General features: G+C 62.8%; 19 protein-coding genes. 14 read left to right on the forward strand and 5 right to left on the reverse strand.

Annotation, left to right across the window (positions count from 1 at the left end):
* Positions 1–6: 6 nt before the first annotated feature.
* Positions 7–609, reverse strand: coding sequence for a CDP-alcohol phosphatidyltransferase family protein (locus NKH12_RS19845; protein ID WP_352954688.1), 603 nt, complete (start codon positions 607–609; stop codon positions 7–9).
* 413 nt (positions 610–1,022) lie between these two features.
* Here NKH12_RS19845 and NKH12_RS19850 point away from each other — a divergent pair, with 413 nt between their 5' ends.
* The 8 genes from NKH12_RS19850 (at position 1,023) to NKH12_RS19885 (ending at position 9,134) form a co-directional block, all read left to right on the forward strand.
* Positions 1,023–2,012: a TIM barrel protein gene (locus NKH12_RS19850; protein ID WP_352954689.1), complete on the forward strand. Its 990-nt coding sequence runs from the start codon at positions 1,023–1,025 to the stop codon at positions 2,010–2,012.
* Positions 2,013–2,054: 42 nt separating this feature from the next.
* Positions 2,055–3,113: a sugar ABC transporter substrate-binding protein gene (locus NKH12_RS19855; RefSeq protein WP_352954690.1), complete on the forward strand. Its 1,059-nt coding sequence runs from the start codon at positions 2,055–2,057 to the stop codon at positions 3,111–3,113.
* A gap of 55 nt (positions 3,114–3,168) precedes the next feature.
* Positions 3,169–4,698, forward strand: a complete 1,530-nt coding sequence (locus NKH12_RS19860) for a sugar ABC transporter ATP-binding protein (protein ID WP_352954691.1) — start codon at positions 3,169–3,171, stop codon at positions 4,696–4,698.
* A 16-nt stretch (positions 4,699–4,714) separates the two neighbouring features.
* The gene (locus tag NKH12_RS19865) at positions 4,715–5,692 is read left to right on the forward strand and encodes an ABC transporter permease (RefSeq protein WP_352954692.1); all 978 of its coding nucleotides are present in this window, start codon (positions 4,715–4,717) and stop codon (positions 5,690–5,692) included.
* Positions 5,689–6,564 (forward strand): MurR/RpiR family transcriptional regulator, encoded by an 876-nt coding sequence (locus NKH12_RS19870; RefSeq protein ID WP_352954693.1) that lies wholly within the window; start codon positions 5,689–5,691, stop codon positions 6,562–6,564. Before NKH12_RS19865 ends, NKH12_RS19870 begins: the two co-directional genes overlap by 4 nt.
* 13 nt (positions 6,565–6,577) lie before the next feature.
* Positions 6,578–7,474, forward strand: coding sequence for a ribokinase (locus NKH12_RS19875; protein ID WP_352954694.1), 897 nt, complete (start codon positions 6,578–6,580; stop codon positions 7,472–7,474).
* A 314-nt stretch (positions 7,475–7,788) separates the two neighbouring features.
* On the forward strand, positions 7,789–8,106 hold the full coding sequence (locus NKH12_RS19880; RefSeq protein WP_352954695.1) for a carbohydrate kinase family protein: 318 nt from the start codon (positions 7,789–7,791) through the stop codon (positions 8,104–8,106).
* Positions 8,107–8,939: 833 nt separating this feature from the next.
* Entirely contained in the window at positions 8,940–9,134 is a 195-nt protein-coding gene (locus tag NKH12_RS19885) for a hypothetical protein (RefSeq protein WP_352954696.1), read from the forward strand.
* A gap of 75 nt (positions 9,135–9,209) precedes the next feature.
* Here the strand turns inward: NKH12_RS19885 and NKH12_RS19890 are convergent, their stop codons facing one another.
* Both NKH12_RS19890 and NKH12_RS19895 read right to left on the reverse strand, forming a co-directional pair.
* Entirely contained in the window at positions 9,210–9,746 is a 537-nt protein-coding gene (locus NKH12_RS19890) for an Hsp20/alpha crystallin family protein (protein ID WP_352954697.1), read from the reverse strand.
* A 56-nt stretch (positions 9,747–9,802) separates the two neighbouring features.
* Positions 9,803–10,267, reverse strand: coding sequence for an Hsp20 family protein (locus NKH12_RS19895; RefSeq protein ID WP_352954698.1), 465 nt, complete (start codon positions 10,265–10,267; stop codon positions 9,803–9,805).
* Between the two features lie 228 nt (positions 10,268–10,495).
* Between NKH12_RS19895 and NKH12_RS19900 the strand changes: the two genes are divergently transcribed.
* Both NKH12_RS19900 and NKH12_RS19905 read left to right on the forward strand, forming a co-directional pair.
* Complete coding sequence (locus NKH12_RS19900; RefSeq protein WP_352954699.1) at positions 10,496–10,714, forward strand: hypothetical protein; 219 nt, start codon at positions 10,496–10,498, stop codon at positions 10,712–10,714.
* Between the two features lie 169 nt (positions 10,715–10,883).
* The gene (locus NKH12_RS19905) at positions 10,884–11,141 is read left to right on the forward strand and encodes a DUF982 domain-containing protein (protein WP_352954700.1); all 258 of its coding nucleotides are present in this window, start codon (positions 10,884–10,886) and stop codon (positions 11,139–11,141) included.
* A gap of 33 nt (positions 11,142–11,174) precedes the next feature.
* Here the strand turns inward: NKH12_RS19905 and NKH12_RS19910 are convergent, their stop codons facing one another.
* The gene (locus NKH12_RS19910) at positions 11,175–11,444 is read right to left on the reverse strand and encodes an usg protein (protein ID WP_352954701.1); all 270 of its coding nucleotides are present in this window, start codon (positions 11,442–11,444) and stop codon (positions 11,175–11,177) included.
* 369 nt (positions 11,445–11,813) lie between these two features.
* On the opposite strand from NKH12_RS19910, the gene NKH12_RS19915 reads away from it, so the two are divergent.
* From NKH12_RS19915 to NKH12_RS19930, 4 genes are read left to right on the forward strand one after another with little or no spacing between them, the layout of a single operon-like run.
* Positions 11,814–12,128: a co-chaperone GroES gene (locus tag NKH12_RS19915; protein ID WP_236377497.1), complete on the forward strand. Its 315-nt coding sequence runs from the start codon at positions 11,814–11,816 to the stop codon at positions 12,126–12,128.
* A 59-nt stretch (positions 12,129–12,187) separates the two neighbouring features.
* On the forward strand, positions 12,188–13,819 hold the full coding sequence (gene groL, locus NKH12_RS19920; RefSeq protein WP_352954702.1) for a chaperonin GroEL: 1,632 nt from the start codon (positions 12,188–12,190) through the stop codon (positions 13,817–13,819).
* A gap of 26 nt (positions 13,820–13,845) precedes the next feature.
* The gene (locus NKH12_RS19925) at positions 13,846–14,118 is read left to right on the forward strand and encodes a hypothetical protein (RefSeq protein ID WP_352954703.1); all 273 of its coding nucleotides are present in this window, start codon (positions 13,846–13,848) and stop codon (positions 14,116–14,118) included.
* Positions 14,115–14,789 (forward strand): DUF982 domain-containing protein, encoded by a 675-nt coding sequence (locus tag NKH12_RS19930; protein ID WP_352954704.1) that lies wholly within the window; start codon positions 14,115–14,117, stop codon positions 14,787–14,789. The genes NKH12_RS19925 and NKH12_RS19930 overlap by 4 nt, the downstream gene beginning before the upstream one ends.
* Before the next feature lie 145 nt (positions 14,790–14,934).
* Here NKH12_RS19930 and NKH12_RS19935 read toward each other — a convergent pair whose 3' ends face one another.
* Positions 14,935–15,312: an endonuclease domain-containing protein gene (locus NKH12_RS19935; RefSeq protein WP_352954705.1), complete on the reverse strand. Its 378-nt coding sequence runs from the start codon at positions 15,310–15,312 to the stop codon at positions 14,935–14,937.
* Positions 15,313–15,577: the final 265 nt, after the last annotated feature.

Here is a 15,577-nt window from a genome sequence, read left to right on the forward strand (position 1 = left end):
GAAATTTCAGCCACCGCTCCCGTTAAGGCCATTGCGTATCCGGTTGATGGCGGTCACCAGCGAGACTGTAGCCATTGCCGGAAACACAAACGGCGTTATCGCCGCGATCCATAGGCCGCAGGCGATGAGGAAGCCAATGATGCCGAGCGCCAGCGCCCGATCGCTCTTGCCGAACGGCCCGGCATAATTGCGCCCCGTGCCCACCGCGATGCCAAGCACACCGGCGAATTCCACAAGCACTGCCGTGATGGCAAAGGCGACGACGCCCCAGGCTGGAAAGATGGCGGCAAAGGCCAGGATCAAAGCGAGGTCCGAGACGACGTCGCAGAGTTCGTTGAGGTACATGCCGAGCTTCGAGGCCTGACCATGCTCCCGCGCAAGCATGCCGTCGATGGCGTTGAGTGCCATACGCGCAAACAGGGCCACCGGCATCAGCAGGAAGACCGTGCGGTGGCCGGCAAGGGCCGCGACCACAACGCCGGTGGCGACCGACAGGGCTGCGGCCAGCAGCGTGATCTGGTTGGCGGTGACACCGGCCCCGGCCAGCCGGTCGGCAAGCGGCCGCAGCTTTGCCTGGAAGGCTGGTTTGAGCGCATAGAGCGTCGGCATGTGCGAACCCCCCGGCCGCGGTGCAACTAACGTCGGCGAGGATGGTCAATTGGCGCGCGAGATGCAAGGGCGGCGAGCGGTTGTACATGGTTACGATCGGCGGCGCCGGACGAGGCATCACGCGACCGCTGTGCAAGCTCGGAATAGAGCGCCTGGCATGTGCGGGGAATCCGCTGCAGGTGCGGGTTACCGATTTCGCGAAAGCGGTAACAACTCCGCTTAAAGCTGCGTGGTCGCGGGCGGAAACCAGTTTATTGGCAGTCCGCTTTCTTCCTGGTGCACGCTCTGCGGCCGCCATCATGCCGGATCGAAACAGCGCCTACGTTAGGTCGCAGCGGCATGGCGCATCTTTCAAATAGGAACTTTACAAAGTTTTGTATATATGTGAAGTTATGTCCACCAAAGGGTCCTACATGACAGCCAATCGTTTCGCCACACGCCTGAATTCCTTTGCTTCTCGGCCACAGGCCGAATGGCCGGATCTTGCCGGCAAGCCGTCCATGCTGCAGATGGCGACGCGTGCGGCGAAAGTTGCGGGGCTGACTGACCTCGACCTCAACTTTCCCGACCATGTTGATGAAAAACCGGCAGAAATGGCGCGAAAACTTGGCGATCTCGGGCTTTCCATCAATGGTTTTGCCATGCGCTACTACTCCAATCCGGCCTTCAAGCTCGGCGCCTTCACCAATCCGGATCCTGCTGTTCGCCGCGAAGCCATTGACCTGACCAAGGCGGGCATCGACGCCGCGCGTGAGGCCGGCACCAATCTGATGACGCTGTGGCTCGGGCAGGATGGCTTCGACTATGCCTTCCAAGCCGATTACGCGGCGCTGTGGCAACACGAGATTGATGGGATTCGTGAAGTTGCGGCGCATGATCCCGACTGCCAGATCAGCTTGGAATACAAGCCCAACGAGCCGCGCTCATACAGCTTGATGCCCGACGCGGCGACGACATTGCTGGCGATCCGCGAGATCGGCCTGCCCAATCTCGGCGTGACGCTCGATTTCGCCCATGTGCTCTATGCCGACGAGCAGCCGGCCTTTGCCGCAGCACTCGTGGCGCGCCACAGCAAGCTGCTCGGCGTCCATCTCAACGATGGCTATGCCAAGCGCGACGACGGCCTGATGGTCGGCGCGGTGCATACGCTGCAGACGATCGAGCTGCTCAGGCAGATCCGCCGCGACGGCTACGCCGGCGCCATCTACTTCGACACATTTCCCGACATGACCGGGCTCGATCCGGTCCACGAATGCGAAGTCAACATCGCGACCGTCAAGCGCATGCTGCGCGTCGTTGATCGGCTGGAAAAGGACAACCGCCTGTCCACCGCCGTCGACCGTCAGGACGCGGTCGCGTCGCAGGCCATCATTCAGGAAGCCATGCTCGGGCCGGACAGCTGAGGCCCGCGGCATAGACCGTTTTTCAACAAGGGAGGAAAGACCATGAAGTTTCTGCTTGCCACCGCTGCCGCTGGCCTGATGGCGCTGTCCATCGGCTCGGCTTTTTCCGCGGACCTTGCGCCGCTCAATTCCGACACCGAGAAGGATCGGATCGACTGGTCGCAGCTCGAGGCCAAGTTCGGGGCATTCCCCAAGCTGCCCGACGGCACCAAGGCCGGCGCCGTCTCCAAGACGCTGACCAACGAATACTGGCGCTCGCTGGGTGAGGGCTACAAGTCGTTCGGCGACCGCGTCGCCGTTCCGGTCGTCTACCAGGCGGCGCAGAGCGAGGGCGACCAGCTCGGACAGCTCACCATTGCCGAAGGCCTGGTCACACAGGGCTACAACGTGCTTCTCGTCTCGCCGCAGACCGACTCCAACCTGCAGCCGATCATGGAACAGGCCAAGGCCGCCAACGTGCCGGTGGTCAACGTCAATGACGCGGTCATCCCGCAGGCCGAGCACTATGTCGGCAATGTCCAGCGTGACAATGGCGTGCGCGTCGCCAAATGGTTCATCAAGAACCGGCCGGATGGCGGCAAGGTCGCCATCGTCGAAGGCCAGGCCGGCGTTTATGCCGCCGTGCAGCGCACCGACGGTTTCAAGACCACGATTGCGGAAGGCGGCAAGTTCGAGGTCGTTGCCAGCGTGCCCGGCAACTGGGACCGCCAGACCTCCTACGACGCAGCCACCAACATCCTGCAGCAGCACCCGGACCTGATCGGCTTTTATGCCAACAATGACGGCATGGCGCTGGGCATCGTCGAGGCGGTCAAGGCCGCCGGTCTGCAGGACAAGGTCGCCGTCTTCGGCACCGACGGCATCTCCGACGCCTATGCCTCGATCCGCGCCGGCGAGTTGACCGGCACCGTCGATAGTTTCCCGGTGCTGACCGGCGAGGTGGCGCTGGAATCGGCGCTGCGACTGGTGGCCGGGCAGAAGCTGCCGCGCGTCGTCGCCACGCCGCAGGCGCTGATCACCAAGGACAATGCCGACCGTTACTCGGGCGCCGGCGACGCCGTGCGCAAGGCGCTGCTCGAGGACGCGGCCGCGGGCAACTAGCACAGGGCGGGTGCCGGCCATTCGGCTGGCACCCTCTGCCTGGAGAATAGAACCAATGTCTGTCGCGCGGCTGCAATTCGAGGGCATTTCCAAGGTGTTTCCGGCCGTACGGGCGCTGAGCGATGTCGCCTTTTCGGTCGGCGGCGGCGAAATCCATGGCCTGCTCGGTGAAAACGGCGCCGGCAAATCGACGCTGCTGCGCATCCTGTCGGGGGTCTACAGGCCGACAGCCGGAACCGTGCTGATCGACGGCAAGCCGGTGACACTGAACAATCCGGTCGCCGCGCGCGCGGCGGGCGTCGCCATGATCCACCAGGAATTGCAGCAGGTGCCGCACCTCAGCGTCGCCCAGAACATGTTCCTCGGCCATCCGTTGACGCGCGGCGGCATCTTCGTCGCACGGCGCGAGCAGGAGCGCCGCGCTGCGGAAGCCCTCGCTACCATCGACCCGACCATCGATCCGGCAGCCCCGCTCGGCAGCCTGAAGGTCGCGCAGCGGCAGATCGTCGAGATCGCCCGGGCGCTGCTCGACCGGGCGCGCATCGTGGCGATGGACGAGCCAACATCGAGTCTGACGCCGAGCGAGTTCGAGCGCCTGGCCGAAGTCATTGCCGGCCTGGCGCGCGACGGTGTCGCGGTCGTCTATGTCTCGCACAAGCTGGACGAGGTGTTCGGCATCTGCCAACGCGCCACAATCATGCGCGACGGCGTCGTGGTTGGAACCGTCGATCTCGCGCAGGTGTCGGAAAAGACCGTCGTTTCGATGATGGTCGGCCGCGAGCTTGCCCAGGAACAGCACCGCTCGCACGCTTCCAGCGAAGTAAGGCTGAGCGTGCGTGGCCTCGCCTCGGTAACCAAGGTCCATGACGTCTCGTTCGACCTGCATCGCGGCGAGGTGCTGGGCATTGCCGGCCTGGTCGGATCGGGCCGCACCGAACTGCTGCGGCTGCTGGCTGGTGCCGACCGCGCCTCGTCAGGCACAATCGAGATCGACGGCAAGGCCATAAAACTTTCCGGTCCGCGCGACGCCATCGCCGCCGGCATCGGCCTGGTGCCGGAGGAGCGGAAACGCGAAGGCATCGTGCCGTTGCGGTCGATCTCCAGCAACATGGCGCTGGCTTCGATGGGCGTGTTCGCGCCGCGCGGCATCATCGATCACACCAGGCTGAAACGGGTCGCAGCCGAGAAGATGAAGCGGGTCAATCTCAGGCCGTTCCTGCTCGACCGGCCGATCCGGCTGTTCAGCGGCGGCAACCAGCAGAAGGCGATCATCGGCCGCTGGCTGGCGGCGGGAACGCGAATTCTGCTGTTCGACGAGCCGACGCGCGGCATCGACGTCGGCGCCAAGGCGGAGATCTATCACCTGATCGAGGAGCTCGCCGCCGAAGGCCATTCGGTCGTCGTTGTGTCGTCCGAGCTTCCTGAGGTGATCCGGCTCGCCGACCGCGTGCTGGTCATGCGCGGCGGCGCGGTCGCGGCCGAACTCGATCGGGCCGATCTCAACGAACAGGCGATCGCGGCGCACGCCATACCCCAATCGGAGACTCAGGGCGGCAAGGCGCAAGGCCATCGGGCCGGTGCATAACGGACAGGACCAGCGGATGACTGATATAACCGAACACACAGCAGCGCGGCCAATGGCCGATTTCCTGCACCGGTTTTCCGTGCGCGACGCCGGCACGCTGATCGGCCTGGTCGTGATCCTCGCCGTCTTCGGTGCGCTGGTCCCGGGCTTCTTTGCCGAGCGCAATTTGATCAACATCCTGCAGCAGTCGAGCATCAATGCCTGCCTGGCGTTGGGCATGACGTTGGTGATCATCTCGGGCGGCATCGATCTGTCCGTCGGGCCGACGGCAGCCCTTTCGGCCGTCATCTCGGCCTCGATGCTGGTTGCCGGCGTGCCGTTTCCGCTGGCCATCGCCGCCGGCTTCGCCATCGGTCTCGTCTGTGGTCTGCTCAACGGCGTGCTGGTTGCCTTTGTCGGGCTGCAGCCTTTCATCGTCACGCTGGGAACGCTCAGCACCTACCGGGCGCTGGCGCTGATCTACACCGGCGGCAATCCGGTGCTCGGCCTGCCTGCCGGGTTCCGCGCCATCTTCAACGGATCGCTGTTCGGATTGCCGTTGGCGGTCATCATCGTTGCCGTGGTCGCGCTGATCGCTTGGATCATCCTCAAGAAGACGCCGTTCGGCGAATATCTGCTCGCCGTCGGCGGCAATGAGGAGGCCGCCTACATAGCAGGCGTGCCGATTGCCCGCACTAAGATCGCCGCCTACATGATCTCGGGCCTGCTGGCGGCCCTTGCTGCGCAGATCCTGATCGGCCGGCTGGGTGCTGCTGAGCCCATTCTCGGCAATCTCTGGGAGCTCGATGCCATCGCTGCTGCGGCCATCGGCGGCGCCTCGCTGATGGGCGGCAAGGGCAGCGTGGTCGGCACCATTCTGGGCGCCGTCATCCTCGGCACCATGCGCAACGGCCTGACGCTGATGAATGTCCAGTCCTTCTATCAGCTCCTGGCAACTGGTCTTATAATCCTCGCCGCGATGCTTATCGATCGCGTGACGAGGGGACGTGGATGACCTTGACCAGCCTGGATCTGAAAGCAGTAGGACCGCGGATCCGCATGATGATGCCGCATCTGACCCCGCTCGAGGCGAAGGTGGTGGAAACCGTCTTCGGGCGGCGCGGCTTCGACGAGACCATTCCGCTCAAGCAGATCGCCGAGGAGGCCGGCGTGTCGGAGGCGATGGTGGTCAAGATCGCCAAGAAGCTGGGTTTTTCCGGCTATCGCGACTTCCGCACCGCGGTCTATGAATACAGCCGCCTGCCGACCGCCGAAATGCACCAGGAACTGTCGGTCGACGACAGTTCGGCCGAGATCGTGCAGAAGGTGTTCCGCACCTCCATCCAGGCGCTGGAGGAAACGCTGGCGATCCTCGACATGGACGATTTCGACCGCGCCGCCGATCTTCTCTACCGCGCCAGGAACCGTGATTTCTATGGCGTCGGCGGTTCGGCGCAGATCGCGCGCGACGTCTCGCACAAATTCCTGCGCATCGGCATCCGCGCATCAGTCTACGACGATTCGCACATGATGCTGATGTCGGCCTCGCTGCTCGGCGCCGACGACATCGCCGTCGGCTTCTCGCATTCCGGCAACACCAGCGCCGTCATCGACGCCATCCACCTCGCCCGCAAGAGCGGTGCGCGGACGCTGGCGATCACCAACTACGACAACTCGCCGCTGGCCGCCGTCGCCGACATCGTGCTGTGCTCGACCGCGCAGGGCTCGCCATTGATGGGCGAGAACGCGGCGGCGCGCATTGCCCAGCTCAATATTCTCGACGCGCTGTTCGTCGCGGTGGCGCAGCGCGACTACCAGGCGGCGGAGCGCAATCTCGGCCGCACCATGTCGGCGGTGACGTCGAAACGCCGGGACAAGGGCTCATGAAAGATCGGGGCACATGACGGCTTCCCCGCCGCTGGTCACCGTGTTCGGCAGCCTGCATTACGACATCATGGTCGAAGGCTCCGACCGCCCGCGCAAGGGCGAAACCGTGACCGGCCATGCCTGGCAGCCGAAATGCGGCGGCAAGGGCGGCAATCAGGCGGTGTCGGCCGCGCGGGCCGGCGTGCGCTCGGCGATGATCGGCGCCGTCGGCGATGACGATTTCGGCCGCGTGCTTCTCGGTAATCTCGAACGCAACGGCGTCGACAGCCGCTTCGTGAGGGTCGCGCCGGGCGCCGGCTCGGGCATGAGCGTGGCGATCTTCGACGACGGCGGCGACTATGGCGCGGTGATCGTCTCAGGCAGCAATCTCACCTTGGGCGAGAAGGACATCTCGGCCGCGACCGAGATCGTTGCGCACACGGCGGTGCTGCTGCTGCAGAACGAGGTGCCGGAAGCCGCCAACATTGCCGCAGCGCGGGCGGTGAGGAGACACGGTGGTCGGATCGTGCTCAACGCCGCGCCCGCGCGAAAACTGTCCGGCGAACTGATCGCACTCACCGATATCGTCATCGTTAACGCCATCGAGGCGGAATTTCTGGCCGGCATTCCGGTCGTCGACACGCTCGAGGGGGCTGCCGAGGCGGCACGCATGCTGGCCGATTTTTACCCGGCCGCGATCGTCACCGCCGGCGGGGAGGGCGTTGCCTATTGCGACCGCGACGGCCAGGCGTTCGCGCTGGCGGCCGTGCCGGTGAAGGTCGTCAGCACCCATGGCGCCGGCGACGAGTTCGTCGGTGCGTTCGCGGCAAGCCTTGCCCGCGGGCATCAGGTCGAGGCCGCCATCGCCACCGCCAACGCCGCCGCGGCCTTGCTGGTCGCCACGCCGGAACGGGAGCGCGAGGCGATCTGAGACCAAGGCTCTGAGCCCGCCCTTTTAGTTCTTTCTACGCAGCGACCTGTTTTGTCCCACGCGGCGCGTGGCGGTTTTTTGCACGGGCGCAAGGACGGCCTCGGGTGGCGGCTTCGGCACGCCCTGTAATCGAAGGACGCGGGCCGATCGGAACTAAAAAGCGCGTCGCGTTTGACCGGCCTCATGCGACGCGCTTTAGGCGCTTTAGGTTGGCGTTTTTATGCATGTCGTTATCGCAAAACCGCTGCACACTTTTGCGCGACATGCATTAGCTATCTTAGTGGAACCTAAATTAATTGGCGCGATTATCGTGCATGGGAAAACGTGAGGTGCAGACTGTTACTGAATACCGAATAGCTGCAGATCGGCTGGCCGAAGACCCAGTGATCGCTCTCGATATCGCGGACCGGATATTGCAGGCAGCCGAGAACGACCGGATTGTCTATGTCGTCGCGACAGCAGGGCCATTACAAACCGATCTTATCGAGAAAAGCGAGCCTCAACAGATCAAGGCCGCCACAACCTCTTTCCGCGACCTTGAGGTTTTGCTGCTTGTTCTCTATGCGGCCTATGCGCTCGTCGTGCTGGGTGTCACCGCTTTCGTGGTGATGGAGTTAGGCCCTGTTCTGTAGACGTGCTTCAGCAATTCGACAATCGAAAGGAAAGCCCGCCACCCTTTCGGATGACGGGCTCCGTTGCCTGGATGCCAGGAACGCCACGGTAGCGACTTCTGCTACTAATGCTCCCGTAGATCTTCAATATGCGACCTCCGCGCCGTCTGGCGCATCGGCTGAACAAATGAAGCCCGCGCCTCTGGCGGAGAGCGCGGGCCCGATCGGGTTGCAGCCCGATCCGCAGCAGGAACCCGGAGGTTCCGCCGCTCCGGAAAAATATTAGAACTTTCTAATATTTCTGCATCGTCCGGATGAATGATGTAACCGCCCTCGCAAACGAACACCTTGTCAGGAGATTCTTTTGCCTGAGTCATGTTTGCTCCCCCTCCGCCGGCCTCAAGCAAACTTTTGAGACAAACGTTCGTATTGGTGGATGGGGTGCGCTTTCAGGGAGAAAGCCGTGGGCAGACAGCAGCGCACCGTCTTTTTGGTCGCGGTCTTTGCGTGTGTCCTTGGCTTTGTGCTGTTGGTCCTGATCCTGCAAATAGTGAGTTTGCTTGACTAAAGCGCGTCGCATTTGACCGGCCTCATGCGACGCGCTTTAGCGTTGTTGTTTTATGCATGTCATTATCGCAAAACCGCTGCACACTTTTGCGCGACATGCATTAGATAAGCACCGAACCGGCTGCCGGTGAGAACTTTTCGCCGGCGCGCGTAGGGGGGCTTCCTGCGTCTCGGTCGTTTCCGTGGCCGCTCGGCCCGCAGTTTCACCGGCCCGGACAGCAACAACGTTTTCGCCCGAGGTGAGGAAGGAATTTCGCAGCATCCGCCGCGCAAATCGTCCGCGCACCTTGGCGGCACTGCGCGAACTGCGCATGGCGCGGGCCAATCGGGCGGCGGCACAGCAGGCTTCGCCCTTCGACGAAGCGGCGGCGAAGGACGCGATGCCGGGGCGCACCGCCACAACAGACCTTCAGGCGACGATGCAGGACTATCTGTTGACCGCGCTGGAGAACGTTAAGGCAAAGCCTGCCGCAGGAAGTTGATGCTGGTAGGGCTTGTTGCTCTAAGGTATCCGACGCAGCCGGGCGCGCGGCTTGCGCGTCCGGCTGCCGATGTTGTCAGTGCTTGCTCTTGCCGGGGCTGGCGGCGCTGCCACTGATCGCGATGCGCTTGGCCTTCGCCTGCGCGCGCTCGGTCTTCGGCAACGTCACGGTGAGCACGCCGTTGTGGAAGGCGGCGTTCACCTTGTCCTGCTCGACCTCGTAGCCAAGCGGGATGCGGCGCTCGAAGCGGCCGTAGAACCGCTCGGAGAAGTGCCTGTCCTTGTCCTCGGTTTCGGAGCGCTTCTCGCCGCGCAGCGTCAGCACGCCGTCGTCAAGCAGCACCTCGACGTCCTTCTCGTCCATGCCGGGAATTTCGGCGGTCACGCGAATCTCCTTCTCGCCGTCGGAGATTTCGACGCTCGGCCAGCTGCCGCGCGCCGACGAGAACCCACTGAGCGACGGCATGCGCGTTTCGAAACCGCGGAACGCGTCGTCGATCATGCGGTTCATCTCCCGATGCAAGGCCATGAACGGGTCCCGGTCATCGTCACGATAGAAGCTGGAAACCGGACTGTTCTCCCGGCCCCAGGGAATGAGATCACGAATAGCCATTGACGTTCTCCTTTCTCGACTGGTTGTGCAAAGTCGTCGTCAGAGATCGCCTTCGCTCAGGCGGCCTGCTTCGGCTTTTCGACCTGCCCGGCCTTCGGCGCGCCGTCTTGCTTGGCGATCGTGATACGACGCGGCTTCATCTCCTCTGGCACTTCGCGCACGAGGTCGATCGTCAGCAGGCCGTTGTTGAGCGAGGCGCCGGTGACCGTCATGTGATCGGCAAGCTCGAAGCGCCGTGTGAATGGCCGCACCGGAAGGCCACGATGGAGATATTCCACCTTGTCCTGTTCCTTGCGCTCGCCCGAGACGATGAGAAGGTTCGGCTCGTGGGTGATATCGAGATCGTCTTCGGAAAAGCCGGCGACGGCGATCCTCACGCGATAGGTGTTCCCGTCGCTTCGCTCGATGTCATAAGGCGGCCAGGTTTCGACTGCTTGCGGCGCGTTTTCCAGTAGGTTGAAGACGCGGTCGAAACCGATGCTCGACCGATAAAGCGGGGAAAAGTCGAATGCGGTTCTCATAGCTACATCCTCCATTGAGCAACATAGTACGAGGGACGCCAAAGAGCTTGGCGCTCCCTGGGTTCTGCCGGCCCCATTCGGCAACCGGCAATTTCGATTTGGTTATTGTCAGCCCGAAATCAAGACCCAGATTCTGTCCCGCTGCCAGATTTTTGTTGCCGGATTGTAGCTGGGAATGCCGGTTGCAACCTTCATTTGTGGGTCGCGCCGGCACGCATGGAGGATATCATGACCATGACACGCAACGACATCATTTCGGTGCTGGGCCCGGTGGACGACGCCGTTATCGCCGACATCGCCTCGACCGGCGCGACGATCGAAGAGTTGCGCGAGGCCTTTGCCTGGGTTGGCGCCGATGAGGCGCTGGTGAACGAGGGCCGCCCAATGCCGTCGGCAAGGGTGGCGACGCTGATCGGGCTTCTCGAACCGCCGGACGACGACTTATAGCCGGCCGTTGCGTCTGGGCAGGGCAGGGGTTGGAGCAAGCAAGGTTGAGATGGGGTCTTGAAGCGCGTAGGCAGACGAACCACCTCGTCCATCGGCGCCGTTCGGGCCGCCCTCCTGCTTAATCGAGGATGTTACTTGCTCTAAAAAACAGAAAGACAAGGAGGAAGTGATGAACGACGTCCCATTTTCCGAACCGATCACGCTCAAGCTCCAATCCGTCGAAGAGCGCAAGGTCGCCAGCAGCTGGGAAGCCATCGAATGCATGCAGCAATGGCCGGACCGGGCGCGCGGCCGAAGCTGGCGCGCAGCCTATCGCGCCTGCCGCGACGCGCTCGACGGCTGGCGCACAGCCCGCGAGGCTCGCACCGCCTTCGTCAAGGCGGCTCGCACGGCCGGACTGCTTGTCAAGGGACGTAAATCCACCTGAACGGCCGTGCTCCGAGCGACGCGTACCCCTGTCTCACTGCAGCGTAATAACACCGTCCACCGCCCGCCATTCGGAGGGTTGGATCAGACGGTGATGGGCGACGCGCACGGAATGCAGCGGGCCTTCGATCTCGCGTTCCCAATATTCGAGGAAATGCTTCAGCGTCGGGAAATCCGGAGCGATGTCGTATTCCTGCCAGATGAAGAGCTGCAGCAGGTCCCGAAAGTCGGGAAGGCGATAGTGGATCTCCGCCGTCGTCAGGCCGAAACCCTGCATCTGGAGTTGGAACTCGTTGCTGACCATGCACGTCTCCTTTTCGAACGATCAGGCGTCCATCCTGTGCATGCAAAAACGCCTCCGCTTCCTCATCGGTTCCGGCCGCCGGCAGGCGGTGCCGGGATCGACAACGATGTCGAAAGGTTGCGCCGCGATCTCAAGCCGCATCCGACATGTCAATTCCTGGAATAGCGCCATCATTACGGTGCGTTGGCACTCGACCACGGCGAGTGCTAAAATTTTTTCGACGTACTCTTGAAAGCCACGAACGCCAAACTAATTCGATATGCGCGAGCGATGCCTGAACAGGGGTCGCGCACCGTCGCGTCGGCCGTTGTACCGGTCGGCTGCGAAGGGAGGTCCAAGAAAATCTGTTTGTCCTATGAGGAGAACGACATGGCGTTCCGTCCATTGCATGACCGTATCCTGGTCCGCCGCATCGAGGTCGACGAGAAGACCGCGGGCGGCATCATCATTCCCGACACCGCCAAGGAAAAGCCGCAGGAAGGCGAGGTGATCGCCGCAGGTCCCGGGGCGCGTGACGATAGCGGCCAGCTGCAGCCGCTCGACGTCAAGGTCGGCGACCGTATCCTGTTCGGTAAATGGTCGGGCACCGAGATCAAGCTCAACGGCGAGGACCTGCTCATCATGAAGGAAAGCGACGTGCTGGGCGTGATCGAATTGACCGACAAAATGCAGAAGGCCGCCTGAGCGGGGCCTGGACAAGAAATCAGTCAACGAAAAGCTGCCTATTTGAAGGAGTTATCCAAATGGCTGCCAAGGATGTGAAATTCCATACCGAAGCCCGCGAGAAGATGTTGCGCGGCGTCAACATCCTCGCCGACGCGGTGAAGGTGACGCTCGGTCCCAAGGGCCGCAACGTCGTCCTCGACAAGTCATTCGGCGCCCCGCGCATCACCAAGGACGGCGTTACCGTCGCCAAGGAAATCGAGCTTGAGGACAAGTTCGAGAACATGGGCGCGCAGATGGTGCGCGAGGTGGCGTCGAAGACAAGCGACGTCGCCGGCGACGGCACCACGACCGCGACCGTTCTGGCTCAGGCGATCGTCCAGGAAGGCGCCAAGGCGGTCGCCGCCGGCATGAACCCGATGGACCTGAAGCGCGGCATCGACAAAGCGGTCGACGCCATCGTCGCCGAACTCAAAGCCAATGCCCGCAAGGTGACCAGGAACGACGAGATTGCCCAGGTCGGCGCCATCTCGGCCAATGGCGATGCCGAGATCGGCCGCTTCCTCGCCGAGGCGATGGAAAAGGTCGGCAATGAGGGCGTCATCACGGTCGAGGAAGCCAAGACCGCCGAGACCGAGTTGGAGGTGGTCGAAGGCATGCAGTTCGACCGCGGCTATCTCTCGCCTTATTTCATCACCAACCAGGACAAGATGCGCGTCGAACTCGAAGAGCCGTATGTGCTGATCCACGAGAAGAAGCTCTCCAACCTGCAGGCCATGCTTCCCGTGCTCGAAGCCGCCGTGCAATCGGGCAAGCCGCTGCTGATCATCGCCGAGGACGTCGAAGGCGAGGCTCTGGCGACGCTAGTCGTCAACAAGTTGCGCGGCGGCCTGAAGGTTGCAGCTGTCAAGGCGCCGGGCTTCGGTGACCGCCGCAAGGCGATGCTGGAAGACATTGCCATCCTGACCGGCGGTACAGCAATCAGCGAGGATCTCGGCATCAAGCTCGAGAACGTCACGCTGGAGATGCTCGGCCGCGCTAAGAAGGTGCTGATCGAGAAGGAGAACACCACCATCGTCGACGGCGCCGGCCGCAAGGACGAGATCCAGGGACGCATCACCCAGATCAAGGCGCAGATCGAGGAAACCACCTCCGACTATGACCGCGAGAAGCTGCAGGAGCGGCTGGCCAAGCTCGCCGGCGGCGTCGCCGTCATCCGCGTCGGTGGCTCAACCGAGGTCGAGGTCAAGGAGCGCAAGGACCGCGTCGACGACGCCATGCACGCCACCCGCGCTGCGGTCGAGGAAGGCATACTGCCTGGCGGCGGCGTGGCGCTGCTCAGGGCGGCGAAGGCGCTCGATAATGTCTCCGTCGACAATCCCGACCAGAAGACCGGCGTCGAGATCGTGCGTCGGGCTATCGAGCAGCCGGTGCGCCAGATCGCCGAGAATGCCGGCGCCGAGGGTTCGATCATCGTCGGCAAGCTGCGCGAGAAGACCGAATTCGGCTATGGCTGGAACGCCCAGACCAACGAGTTCGGGGACCTCTACGCCCAGGGCGTGATCGACCCGGCCAAGGTGGTGCGCGCCGCTCTCCAGGACGCGGCGTCGGTGGCCGGCCTGCTGGTGACCACCGAGGCGATGGTGGCCGAGAAGCCGAAGAAGGAAGCGGCCGGGCCGGCAATGCCCGCCGGTGCCGGCATGGATTACTGACGCCAGGCTTCTGAGGACAAACGACCGTGCCCGCCGATGCGAAGGCGGGCACGGCCTTGCTCGGAACAGATGCAGGTGTTGCCATGGACATGATGAACAGTTTTGGAAAGATCTTCGCGCCGACCCTTTCCAAGACCGATTTCAACTATGAAAAGGAGTGCAAGACGGCGCTGGCGCCGCTTGTCGACGGATTGCTGGACGCGGTCGAATCGGCCGGCTGGGACCGTCGCAAGGCGGCCTACACGCTGATGTTCCTGTCGGCTCAGCGATTAGGAGCCAACAAGGAGGAGCGTAAATGATTGCAGCGCGGATGCGTGAGTACCTGCGCCTGCTGAGGTGGTCGGAAACCGATTTTGCCGAAGAGGCGGGCTATGCGGTCGCTAAGGCAAAGGCCTGGCTTTACGGGCGTGAACATCCGCCCCTTGTCGTAATGGCCTGGCTGGAGACGCTGGCCAAGGTGCACCGGCTGCTGCCACGGCCGAGCATGCCGCCGCAGCCGGCCCACCATCGCGTCGACGCCGCGACCGCCCTCGCGATGCCAGTTGCGCCCGAAATTCGCATGAACCCGACGATTGATCTTGGCCGGATTCCTGAACCCGGCCAGATTCTTGAACCAGGAGTCGAGACAGTTGAACCCCGAAAGGAGAGTGTCATGGATCGTTCTTCTTTTGAAAGGCCGGTCACCATCCTCACCGGCCTCGGTAGCCCGACCAAGATAGAAAGCGCCGCTGAAGCCTATGCGCTGCTTGCCGACTGGCCGTCGGCGAGCCGGACGGCCGCGCATGACATCGCCGCCAAGGCGTGCCGGGCTGCGATAGACGGAGAGATCGACGCCGAGACGGCGCGGGCGACTTTCGTGGCGTTTGCCCGCCGCAACGATCTTCTCGCGCCGCAGACGAGCTCGACGGTTGCAGGCGGGACGGTCATCGATTGGGCGACGCGTTCGCAGCGTGTGAACGCACCAGCGTAAACGCGGCTTTTCCCCAACGTTGGAGATTGGCGAAAGCCAATGTGACATCCAATCTCCCCCCTTCGGGGGAGATACCAAGTTTTGGCAAAGAGGGCAGGACAGAGGGGGCGCTGTCCGGCAAGCTTGCTAGGTCCGCGACCAACACTCAACACATGTCCGCGCCTGCGAGGCCGGCTACGATCACGATGTGCTGGCAGACATTCTCGATGTCGCGAATAACGTCGTCGTTCCAGAAACGCAGGATGGTCCAGCCAATCGCCTCAAGCCGCGAGCTTCTATAAGCATCCGATGCCGAGGCTTCGGCCTGAGCGTGCTGGGAGCCGTCGAGTTCGACAATCAGCTTTTTGTCCGGACAGGCAAAATCGACAATGTAGCCGGCTATCGGCATCTGTCGCCGAAACGACAATCCCATGAGACGGTGCGCCCGGATCTCATTCCAGAGCTTCAACTCGGCGTCCGTCATGGCCTTGCGCATCTTGCGCGCATTGCCGCGGTTACGAGGAGGTACGGGATAGTGGTTCACTGCTTCTATTCCCTCCGCGCGAAACTTGCCTATCCCTATGCGCCGCGCTTGAACACCCCCCTCTGTCCTGCCGGACATCTCCCCCTCAAGGGGGGAGATTGGCAGCTTCGCCGGTAGCGCTTCTTCTGAGATTGGCGAAAGCCGAAGCGACATCCAATCTCTCCCCTTGAGAGGCCTTTGCACAGAATCGGATTGGTGATTCCGTTCGCAAGGAAGATAGGGAGATGATTCGGATGGTCGATCGTGTGCTTGGTCAACTGAGCCT

The organism is Mesorhizobium sp. M1322 (genome assembly GCF_040318085.1).
Lineage (GTDB): Bacteria > Pseudomonadota > Alphaproteobacteria > Rhizobiales > Rhizobiaceae > Mesorhizobium.